Raw genomic sequence first — 9,825 nt, 5'->3', positions numbered from 1 at the left:
TGTTTCACCGTGACAGAGGCTTGCTGGACAAGGGTTTGCGGGCGATTCGAACGCGCCGTGACATAGCGCGACATAACTTGTTACGCGTCGCACGCCGCCGGCTCCTCGTCAGAATGGCGCGCGGCTGGCAAGCGTCGCGTACTCGTCCTTGAGCCTTTGAATGCGATTCCGATACGCCGTATCCAGACACGCCTGGTTCCCGCCACATGCTTGCCTTGTTTTCAGCCAGGCCTGCTGTTCGTCCTGCATGTCTCCACGCGTGCCCATCGCAACCAGGCCAGTCAACATCTGATAGCGCACGGCCATCTCGACATCGCGCTCGCTCAGGTGCCGTGAAGCACATATCGCCTTTTCGTCCGGCAGACGTGCGCGATTGCAGTCGAAGCTGGCCGCGAAGCTCGACACGGAGCCAAGCAGGAAACTGACGAGCAAGGCCTGACGCAAGCTGCGGCCGATCCAGCGATAGGGTTTTCTCTTCACTATTCCTCCAGAGGTGGGGGACCACGTCGCCTGATTGCACATAAGACAGGGATACGATGGTGAGCGCACCGGCGACCCGATCCTGATGTCCCGCAGTGATACGACGCACATGATTGGGCTTTCGTACCGCGCAAAAACAAACACCCCTGCAGCGAGGGGTGTTTGCTGATCGGTCATGCCTGCTCCGAGGAGCGATGGCTGCCGCGTTTGAGCGGCTGCGTCGTGCTGCTTGAGCGCGTGCCGCTTACTGGCGTGGCCTTGACTTCCTTGACTTCACCACCATCGCAGCGCCTGCGGAGATCGCGGCTATTGCAACTATTGCGGCGTGACCTGCACGGCCGCTGCCGAAACAAATACCGCATGAATCGTATCGCCGACCTTGACGCCCTTCAGATCGACGTCCGGTCCGACTTCGAGCGTTTGCGTCTGATACGCGCCGCGCAGCGTGACGAGGCGTTTCTTGTGATCGATCTTCTGCACGGTGGCGAGCACCTCGATCTGACGTGCGGAGTCAAAGCCGCCCGAGGCCGGGGCATACACCTGCGTATCGACGCGCGCACGAATGCCCTTGTCCTTGCCGGTGACCTTGTCGGCCTTCACCAGCAGCGCATTCTTGTACAGCACATCCACCCGATCGCCGATCTTCAGTTGCTCGAAGCCGGCAACTTGCTGGCTCACCAGCACGATCACCGCATTACCACCCGGCCCCTTGAGCGTAAGCGTGCGGGTGCCCGGATCGATACCGACGATCTCCGCCTTCACATGCACCGGCTGCACTGCGCCGACGATACCTTGCGCGGCACTGGCCAACGCATCTTGCGCCCACACGGGTTGTGCCGCGGCGAAAGCCGCTACCATCAACGCTGCTCCAATCGTCGCTGCCTTCATTTATGTGCTCCTCGAGAAATTGTTCGATCTGGCGTGATAGCGATCTGAAACCGCAGGATGCCGATTAACGCCACGAATGCATACATCTTCAGGATATCCATTACTAAAACGAGTGTGGCGCAACGATTGTACATGCCTTACAAGAAGCTACGATTGTTTATATCGTGATTTTCAAATTGACCGGCGGCTTGATACGAAATGCCGCAGTGTGCTGTCGCGGCGGCATCCTGCCGGCTGACAACCCGCTTTAAGTCTCCAGGGCACCCCTATATACGGCAGCAATGCGTAGTATGCTTAAGGCATTAATACATACTGCATGAAAATCCGATCGCTCATTAATTCTTTCGCTGGCATTCGGCGCAATGCAATCGGAATGAGTCATTAACACCGATTAACCGTAAATTCAATAGCCGGTGAATTCATGCGACGTGCACAAATAAAACAGCCCCGTCGCCTGAGCTAAGGGGCTGTTCATCCTGGGGCCACCGGCAAGCGTTATCCGCGAAGTCTCAACGCCAAAGACGCCGGGGCGCTCGCTGCGCGAGCGCCAAACCGTTACACACGTTCAATCGCGATCGCAATGCCTTGACCGACGCCGATGCACATCGTGCACAGCGCAAAACGGCCTTGCGTGCGATGCAATTGGTACATCGCGGTGGTCACGAGACGCGCACCGCTCATGCCGAGCGGGTGGCCGAGCGCAATCGCGCCGCCGTTCGGATTCACGCGCGCGTCGTCGTCCGCCACGCCGAGCGCGCGCAGCACCGCAATGCCTTGCGAGGCGAATGCCTCGTTCAGTTCGATCACGTCGAACTGGTCGATGGTCATGTTCAGGCGAGCCAGCAATTTCTGCGTGGCGGGCGCCGGGCCGATGCCCATCACGCGCGGCGCAACGCCTGCCGTTGCGATACCCAGCACGCGCGCACGTGGCGTCAGGCCGAAGCGCTTCGCGGTTTCTTCGTTGGCGAGCAGCAGCGCCGCTGCGCCGTCGTTCACGCCCGACGCGTTGCCTGCCGTGACCGTGCCGTCCGCGCGCACCACGCCCTTCAGTTTGGCGAGCGTTTCAAGGCTGGTTTCGCGCGGGTGCTCGTCTTGCGAGACGGTGATCGGATCGCCCTTCTTCTGCGCGATCGTCACGCCGACGATTTCCTGCGCGAGCGTGCCGTCGCGTTGCGCGCGCGCGGCCTTCTGTTGACTGCGCAGCGCAAACGCGTCCTGATCGGCGCGGCTGATCTTGTAGTCGGTTGCGACGTTTTCGCCGGTCTCCGGCATCGAATCGACGCCGTACATCTGCTTCATCAACGGGTTCACGAAACGCCAGCCGATCGTCGTGTCGAAGATATCGGCCTGGCGCGAAAACGCGCTGGTGGCCTTGCCCATCACGAACGGCGCACGGCTCATGCTTTCGACACCGCCGGCCAGCATCAATGCGGCCTCGCCCGACTTGATCGCGCGAGCGGCAATGCCGACAGCGTCCATGCCCGAGCCGCACAGACGGTTCACCGTCGAGCCCGGCACGCCTTGCGGCAAACCAGCGAGCAGGAGCGACATGCGCGCGACGTTGCGATTGTCTTCGCCTGCCTGGTTCGCGCAGCCGTAGATCACGTCGTCGATCGCGTTCCAGTCGACGTCTTTGTTGCGCTCCATCAGCGCTTTGAGCGGCACCGCGCCCAGATCGTCGGCGCGAACCGACGACAGTGAACCCGCATAGCGGCCGATGGGGGTGCGAATCGCGTCGCAAAGGAATGCTTCGGTCATGTGATGTCTCCAGTTGATGTGCTGCGTGCGCTACGCCACCAGTAGCGATCGCCTGGCGGCGCCGGTCGCTTGCGCGTGGCGCGGCTGGATGCCCTACGGCATCGGGCCGGCCGCCGCGACGAGAACGGCCGCATGGCAGCCGTCGCGATAGATCAGCTTAGCGCAGGATGATGAACGATGGGCTCGGGATTGAGGCCATTTGTTCGATAAGAGAACACAAGGTCATATATCGAACAACCAGGCTCGATAATAGGCGTGTGCCTGAAACCCTGTCAAGCGAAGGCCGCCCTGGATCAGGGAATATGTGTGGACCCGCGGCCTTGGAGAAAGGCCACATAAAAAGGTCTGAAGATTGGCGCGCTCGTACCGGCAATGTACGCAAAGTGCACTTACGCCCGCCGGCACGACGCTTTGGCGCGCTCTGCTGTTCAGCATGCAGTTGTGACACCAGGCCGATACACCGACCAGCACGCGCTCAGCGGAGCTGAATCCCCTCATCCGCGATATAAGCGCGAATCACATCGGCGAAGCTGCGATCGCCGCTCAACCCGAGCCGTTCGGCACGCGCGTAGTCCCACTGCCCCGGCCAGCTGCCGACAATCTTCTCCACCCGCGCATCCGGATGCCACACGATGCGCTTCACGGCCTCGTCGCCCGCCACCTCGCGCAGCGCCGCCACCATCTCGTCGACACTCACCGAAATCCCCGGCAGGTTCAACACGCGCTGGTTGCCGAGCGCGGCGGAATCGAGCTCGAGTCCCGCGATCAGGCTTTCGATGGCCTTGCGTGGCGACAGCAGCCACAAACGCGTCGTGCCCGCGACCGGACACACCGACGTTTCGCCGTTCAACGGCTCGCGAATGATGCCGCTCGCAAACGACGACGCCGCCGCATTCGGCTTGCCCGGCCGCACGCTAATGGTGGGCAGCCGCACCACCCGTCCGTCGACGAAACCGCGCCGCGAGTAATCGTTGAGCAACAGTTCCGCGATCGCCTTCTGTGCGCCATACGACGATTGCGGATTCAGTGCGGTGTCGTTCTGCACGACCTCGGGCAGATCGCCGCCATACACGGCCACCGAACTCGTGAACAGCACCCGCGGTGTGTGCCCGCGCTGCCGGCAGACTTCCAGCAGCAGGCGCGACGCGTCCAGATTGATGCGCATGCCGAGATCGAAATCCGCCTCGGCCTGTCCGCTCACGATCGCGGCGAGATGGAAGATCGCGGCGGTCTGCTCGTCGATCACACGGTCGAGCACGCTGCGCTCGGCGATGTCGCCCACTTCCGTGCGCACGCGGCGATCGCCGAAATCGCTTCCGTGCACCACGTCGAGCAATACCAGTTCGGTGATTGCCTGCTGCTTGCCGTCCGTGTCCTTCAACGAACCACGGGTCAACAGTTCGCGTGCGAGACGCTGGCCGAGAAAACCCGCGCCGCCGGTGATCAGTACTTTCATGATGTGCTTTGTCCTTGTGCAGGCGTTGCCCCGATTTGGCGTTGTCCCTGTTCTTGTCAGCGAGCGGCGTTCATGTATGGCCTGAGCCAACCGAGGCCGTCCGAGGTGGCAGCCCGCGGCCGGTATTCGCAACCGATGTAGCCGTCATAGCCAAGCGTGTCGATCAGCTCGAATAGATACGGATAGTTCACTTCGCCGATATCGGGTTCATGGCGCTCGGGCACGCCGGCAACCTGAATGTGGCCGATGCCTGCCATATCGCGTTTCAGCTTCATCGCAAGGTCGCCCTCGACGATCTGGCAGTGATAGCAGTCGAACTGTACTTTGAGATTCGGCGCGCCCACTTCCGCGCAAATCGCCTGGGCATCGTCCTGACGATTCAGAAAGAAGCCCGGCATATCGCGTGTATTGATCGGCTCGATCACGACGGTGACGTTTTCCGCCTGCGCGGCCTGCGCGGCATAGGCGAGATTCTTCAGGTACACGTCGCGATGCGTGGCCCGCGACTGATCCGCACCAATCAGCCCGGCCATCACATGCAATTTGCGATTGCCGAGCACGCGCGTGTAATCGAGCGCGGTTTCGACGCTGCGGCGAAATTCGTCTTCGCGGCCCGGCAGCGAGGCGATGCCGCGTTCGCCCGCGGCCCAGTCGCCGGGGGGCGCGTTGAAGAGTGCCTGGGTCAGACCGTTCGCGTCGAGCCGGGCCTTGATTTCTCCGGCACGGAAATCGTAGGGAAACAGAAACTCCACTGCCGTGAAGCCGTCTTTTGCCGCAGCGGCGAAACGGTCGAGGAACGCGTGTTCGTTGTACATCATGGTCAGATTGGCGGCGAAGCGAGGCATGGCGGCAACTCCTTGAAAGTGATTGGGTTCTATGTGCGGAAGCGGCGATGAATGCAGATCCGCAGGCAAGTTTTCTATCCAGCGACGGGTGGGTCGATCTACCAGCGCGCGCCGAACAGCGCTCGCAGTTCTTCGAGCGCCGCATCGTCGAGTGGCGCGGGCCGCGGATTCGTCATCAGCCACAGGCGCGCCGTCTCTTCGAGTTCCTCGAGCGCATACGACGCCTGCGCCACCGAGCGTTCCCACACCACGGGCCCCAGGCGCTCAAGTAAAACCGCGCGAACGGTACCTGCAAGCGCGGCGATCTGCCCGGCCACCTGCGGATCGCCGGGACGTTTGTAACGAATCAGGGGGACGTGACCCACTTTCATCACGTAGTACGGCGTGATCGGCGGTAGAACGTCGTCGTCTCGCCATACGCCGGCGAGCGTCAACGCAACCAGATGGGTCGAATGCGTGTGGACGATGCCGCGCGCCTCGCCGTTACGCGCATAGATGCCCCGATGCAGCGCCAGCGTTTTCGACGGCTTGCCGCCGGACACCGCGTTGCCGTTGAAATCGACCTTGGCGATATCGGCCGGATCGAGCCGGCCGAGGCACGCATCGGTCGGCGTGATCAGCCAGCCGTCTTCAAGGCGCGCGCTGATGTTGCCGGCGCTGCCCACGGTATAGCCACGTTGATAAAGACTCGCACCCGTCACGCAGATTTCTTCGCGCACGCGTGCTTCCGTCGTCGTGTGAAGTGCGACTGTGCCGGTCATGACGCGGCTCCATCAAGGTGGCGCAGCGCCTTTTCGAAGAAGTCGATCGCGCCGAAGTTCCCGGACTTCAATGCAAGCGCGAGCGGTTCGGCGTCCGTCGTTGCTGTGGCGGGGACGCCGGGATCGATCTGCGCGCCGATCCGCAGGGTATGTACGTCGAGCGCCTGCACCACGGCGCCCGAGGTCTCGCCGCCCGCCACCACGAACTTGCGCACGCCGCGCTCGCGCAAACCGCGTGCGATCGATGCCAGCGTGGATTCGACCAGGTGCCCCGCTTCGTTGACGCCGAGTTCGCGTTGCACCGCTTTGACTTCGTCGGGCGTGGCGGTGGCGTAGATCAGCAAGGGCTCGCCTTGATCCAGATACGGCTGCGCAAAAGCCAGCGCCTGCTCGACCACCGCTTCGCCGCGCGCCGCGGCAAGCGGATCGATACGGAACGCAGGCCGGTTTTCGCGCCAGGCCGCCACTTGCGCATTGGTTGCTTTCGAAGCGCTGCCGGCCAGCACCGCCGACAGTCCTTCAATAAGCGGCAATTGCGCGGCGTCATTGCCTTCGGCCAGCATGCCCGCGCGGCGGAAATTGCCAGGCAGGCCCAGCGCAACGCCGGAACCGCCCGTGATCAGCGTGAGGTCGGCACACGCCTCTCCCAGCACGTAAAGATCCGCGTCCGATACCGCGTCGGCGATCGCCATTCGCACGCCGTCGCCGCGTAGTGCATCGAAGGATTCGCGTATGGCCGACACGCCTTTTGCCACCGTGTCGTGACGCACGAGGCCGACTTTCGATCCAGTCTGCCGCTGCAGCACGCGGACGAGATTCGCATCGCGCATCGGCGTGAGCGGATGATTTTCCATGCCCGATTCGTTCAGCAACACATCGCCGACGAACAGATAGCCGCGATAGATCGTGCGGCCGTTCTCGGGAAATGCCGGACAGGCAATCGTGAAAGCCGTCGCGCCGCCCTCGGCGGACAATGCGTCGAGCAAGGCATCCGTGACCGGACCCAGGTTGCCGGCATCGGTTGAATCGAAGGTCGAACAGTATTTGAAAAAGAACTGGCGGCATCCTTGCGCACGCAACCACTCGAGCGCGGCGAGCGATTGCGCGACCGCGTCGGCGGCGGCAATCGTGCGCGATTTCAGCGCGACGACCAGCGCATCGGCTTGAACGGCGTCGTTCGAGGTGGGCACACCGATCGTCTGCACCGTGCGCATGCCGCCGCGCACCAGCATGTTGGCGAGATCGGTGGCGCCCGTGAAATCGTCGGCGATGCAGCCGAGCAATGCGGATCCGGAGGAAGGGGTCATGGCAGGCTCCCGCGCTTACCTGGCCGCCGGCAAATCGACGCCGGGGAAAATCCTGATCACCGCGGCATCGTCCTCGCCGCCGTACCCCGCGCTCGACGCCATCATGAACATCTGATGCGCCGCCGCCGACAAGGGCAACGGGAATTTCGAACGGCGCGCGGTATCGAGCACGAGGCCCAGATCCTTCACGAAGATATCGACCGCGGAAAGCGGCGTGTAATCGCCGCTCAGAATATGCGGCACACGGTTCTCGAACATCCACGAATTGCCCGCGCTATGCGTGATGACCTCGTACAGCGCGTCAGGATCGACGCCTTCGCGCAAGCCGAGCGCCATCGCCTCGGCGGCCACGGCGATATGCACGCCGGCCAGCAACTGATTGATGATCTTCACCTTCGACCCGGCGCCGTGCGCCGAACCGAGCCGATAGACCTTGCCGGCCATCGCGGCCAGCACGTCCTCGCACGCGGCGTAGGCGGCGGCCGGGCCGGAGGTCATCATCGTCATTTCGCCGGACGCGGCACGCGCCGCGCCACCGGACACCGGCGCGTCGAGCATCTGCACGCCGGCCGCTTCGATGCGCTGGCCGAGGTCGATCGCGAAATCCGGCGCGACGGTTGCGCTCGCAATCACCACGCTGCCTGGTTTCATCGCAGCGAGCGCGCCTTCTGCGCCGAATAACACCGTTTCGGTTTGCGCCGCATTCACGACCAGCGTGACGACCACCTCGCATTGCGCGCCAAGCTCGGCAGGCGACCCACAGCCGACGCCGCCGGCCGCCACGAACGCTTGCAGGATCTCGCTGCGCAGATCGCACGCGTGGACCTGAAAGCCCGCGCGCAGCAGTGAGCGCGCGACGCCCATGCCCATCGCTCCGAGCCCGATAACACCGACATTTCTGGACATGCTTGACTCCAGGTTGGTTGGCCGCAAGCGTCTCGCTGGAACCGGCTCTGAGGGGACCCGGGCGGCCGCGGTTCAGTTCCGTTCAGTTCCGTTCAGTTCAGCCGAGACCCGCCTCCGCGAGCCGCCGTGCCGCGTTGTACAGATGCGTGCTCGCCGCATTGCGTGCCGCGAGCGGATCGCCCGCCCGGATCGCCGCGACGATCGCCACATGCTCATCTCGCACCTGACGCGAGAAGTCCTCGCGCAAGGCCTCGTTGCGCCGCGTCACCACGGTGCCGGCTTCGAGGTATTGATTCAGGAAGGTGAGTGTCTTGAGGAAATACGGATTGCCGGTGGCCGCGGCAAGCACGCGGTGGAAAGCGACATCTTCGGCGACGCCGTTCTCGCCGTCGGCCACCGCTGCGTCGATTTTCGCGAGCGCGGCGTCGATCGAAAACAGGTCCGCGTCGCTGCGGTGCAGGGCGGCTTCCGAGGCGACTTCCGCCTCGATCGCCCGCCGCAGCGCGAGGATTTGCAGTACCGAGCCCGCTTCGACCGCCTCCGCGTAGTCGATGCGCAGCGGCCGGATCGCGCCGTGCGCGGCGATGAACACGCCGCTACCCTGGCGCGGCTCGACCACACCTTCGTTCTTCAGCCGCGAAATCGCCTCACGGATCACCGTGCGGCTTACGCCGAACTGCTGCGCCAGCACCGCCTCGGTCGGCAGCTTGCCGCCGCTTGCGAAGGTGCCTTTGTCGATCTGCTTGAGCAGCTGCTGCGCGACGGTGTCGCTCAGCGCGCGGGCAGGAATCTTGTCGAACATGGATGTCCCAATGGATCATGTTGTCGGGTCATCATACAAATTTCGGAATTTGACTGCATCCATGCAAACCCTGAGTTTTTTGAGCAAACGCGGGCAAAGTTGGCGAAACAGAAGGCTTAAGCTATCGTCACGCCTTTGCGCAGCATCGTGCCGCTGAATCGCGCGAGCGCTGTGCGCCCCTTCTTCGAACGCATCTTTCAAGGTCCATGAGCAAAGCCCTGCCGCCGTCTTCCGCCGATCCTGTCAGCGCCGAACCGGCCGCGGACAAACCGGGCGACTCGTATGTGCAGTCGTTCGCGCGAGGCCTCTCGGTGATTCGCGCATTCAGCGCCGCCCGTCCCGAGCAGACGCTCACCGACGTCGCCGCCGCCACCGGCCTGACCCGCGCCGGCGCACGCCGCATTTTGCTGACCTTGCAGACGCTCGGCTACGTGGAGGCCGAAGGCCGCCTGTTCCGCCTCACGCCGAAGATTCTCGACCTCGGTTTCGCGTATCTGACCTCGATGCCGTTCTGGAATCTCGCCGAGCCGGTGATGGAAAGCCTGTCGGCGCAGGTCCACGAGAGCTGCTCGGCGGCCGTGCTCGACCGCACTGAAATCGTCTATGTGCTGCGCGTGCCGAC

General features: G+C 63.3%; 10 protein-coding genes. 1 reads left to right on the top strand and 9 read right to left on the bottom strand.

The genetic code is table 11. The features are described 5' to 3' along the window. Positions 1 to 108: 108 nt before the first annotated feature. The 9 genes from QOC89_RS26135 to QOC89_RS26095 all read right to left on the bottom strand — a co-directional run bounded on the left by QOC89_RS26135 (position 109) and on the right by QOC89_RS26095 (position 9,203). Positions 109 to 657, bottom strand: coding sequence for a hypothetical protein (locus tag QOC89_RS26135; protein WP_323047671.1), 549 nt, complete (start codon positions 655 to 657; stop codon positions 109 to 111). A gap of 138 nt (positions 658 to 795) precedes the next feature. Further along, positions 796 to 1,368: a hypothetical protein gene (locus tag QOC89_RS26130; protein WP_323047670.1), complete on the bottom strand. Its 573-nt coding sequence runs from the start codon at positions 1,366 to 1,368 to the stop codon at positions 796 to 798. A 555-nt stretch (positions 1,369 to 1,923) separates the two neighbouring features. Beyond that, the gene (pcaF, locus tag QOC89_RS26125; RefSeq protein ID WP_323047669.1) at positions 1,924 to 3,126 is read right to left on the bottom strand and encodes a 3-oxoadipyl-CoA thiolase; all 1,203 of its coding nucleotides are present in this window, start codon (positions 3,124 to 3,126) and stop codon (positions 1,924 to 1,926) included. Positions 3,127 to 3,601: 475 nt separating this feature from the next. After that, positions 3,602 to 4,582: a D-erythronate dehydrogenase gene (denD, locus tag QOC89_RS26120; protein WP_323047668.1), complete on the bottom strand. Its 981-nt coding sequence runs from the start codon at positions 4,580 to 4,582 to the stop codon at positions 3,602 to 3,604. A gap of 56 nt (positions 4,583 to 4,638) precedes the next feature. Next, positions 4,639 to 5,427: a 2-oxo-tetronate isomerase gene (otnI, locus tag QOC89_RS26115; protein WP_323047667.1), complete on the bottom strand. Its 789-nt coding sequence runs from the start codon at positions 5,425 to 5,427 to the stop codon at positions 4,639 to 4,641. 98 nt (positions 5,428 to 5,525) lie between these two features. Further along, positions 5,526 to 6,188, bottom strand: a complete 663-nt coding sequence (locus QOC89_RS26110) for an aldolase (RefSeq protein ID WP_323047666.1) — start codon at positions 6,186 to 6,188, stop codon at positions 5,526 to 5,528. After that, positions 6,185 to 7,495 (bottom strand): 3-oxo-tetronate kinase, encoded by a 1,311-nt coding sequence (gene otnK / locus QOC89_RS26105; RefSeq protein ID WP_323047665.1) that lies wholly within the window; start codon positions 7,493 to 7,495, stop codon positions 6,185 to 6,187. The genes QOC89_RS26110 and otnK overlap by 4 nt, the downstream gene beginning before the upstream one ends. 15 nt (positions 7,496 to 7,510) lie before the next feature. Next, on the bottom strand, positions 7,511 to 8,401 hold the full coding sequence (gene ltnD / locus QOC89_RS26100; RefSeq protein ID WP_323047664.1) for an L-threonate dehydrogenase: 891 nt from the start codon (positions 8,399 to 8,401) through the stop codon (positions 7,511 to 7,513). A gap of 97 nt (positions 8,402 to 8,498) precedes the next feature. Further along, the gene (locus QOC89_RS26095) at positions 8,499 to 9,203 is read right to left on the bottom strand and encodes a FadR/GntR family transcriptional regulator (RefSeq protein WP_323047663.1); all 705 of its coding nucleotides are present in this window, start codon (positions 9,201 to 9,203) and stop codon (positions 8,499 to 8,501) included. Between the two features lie 206 nt (positions 9,204 to 9,409). On the opposite strand from QOC89_RS26095, the gene QOC89_RS26090 reads away from it, so the two are divergent. Continuing rightward, positions 9,410 to 9,825 (top strand): helix-turn-helix domain-containing protein (locus tag QOC89_RS26090; protein ID WP_323047662.1); only part of this gene is annotated, 416 nt, incomplete at its 3' end.

Origin of the sequence: Paraburkholderia sp. (assembly GCF_034668105.1) — a bacterium.
In the GTDB taxonomy this organism is placed as follows: Bacteria; Pseudomonadota; Gammaproteobacteria; order Burkholderiales; family Burkholderiaceae; genus Paraburkholderia.
This window is presented reverse-complemented; position numbering and strand designations above follow the sequence as displayed.

Bases quoted from the DNA above. Each gene is read 5' to 3' on its own strand.
- QOC89_RS26135 (WP_323047671.1), bottom strand. From the start codon at position 657: ATGACCGATCAGCAAACACCCCTCGCTGCAGGGGTGTTTGTTTTTGCG.
- QOC89_RS26130 (WP_323047670.1), bottom strand. From the start codon at position 1,368: ATGAAGGCAGCGACGATTGGAGCAGCGTTGATGGTAGCGGCTTTCGCC.
- pcaF (WP_323047669.1), bottom strand. From the start codon at position 3,126: ATGACCGAAGCATTCCTTTGCGACGCGATTCGCACCCCCATCGGCCGC.
- denD (WP_323047668.1), bottom strand. From the start codon at position 4,582: ATGAAAGTACTGATCACCGGCGGCGCGGGTTTTCTCGGCCAGCGTCTC.
- otnI (WP_323047667.1), bottom strand. From the start codon at position 5,427: ATGCCTCGCTTCGCCGCCAATCTGACCATGATGTACAACGAACACGCG.
- QOC89_RS26110 (WP_323047666.1), bottom strand. From the start codon at position 6,188: ATGACCGGCACAGTCGCACTTCACACGACGACGGAAGCACGCGTGCGC.
- otnK (WP_323047665.1), bottom strand. From the start codon at position 7,495: ATGACCCCTTCCTCCGGATCCGCATTGCTCGGCTGCATCGCCGACGAT.
- ltnD (WP_323047664.1), bottom strand. From the start codon at position 8,401: ATGTCCAGAAATGTCGGTGTTATCGGGCTCGGAGCGATGGGCATGGGC.
- QOC89_RS26095 (WP_323047663.1), bottom strand. From the start codon at position 9,203: ATGTTCGACAAGATTCCTGCCCGCGCGCTGAGCGACACCGTCGCGCAG.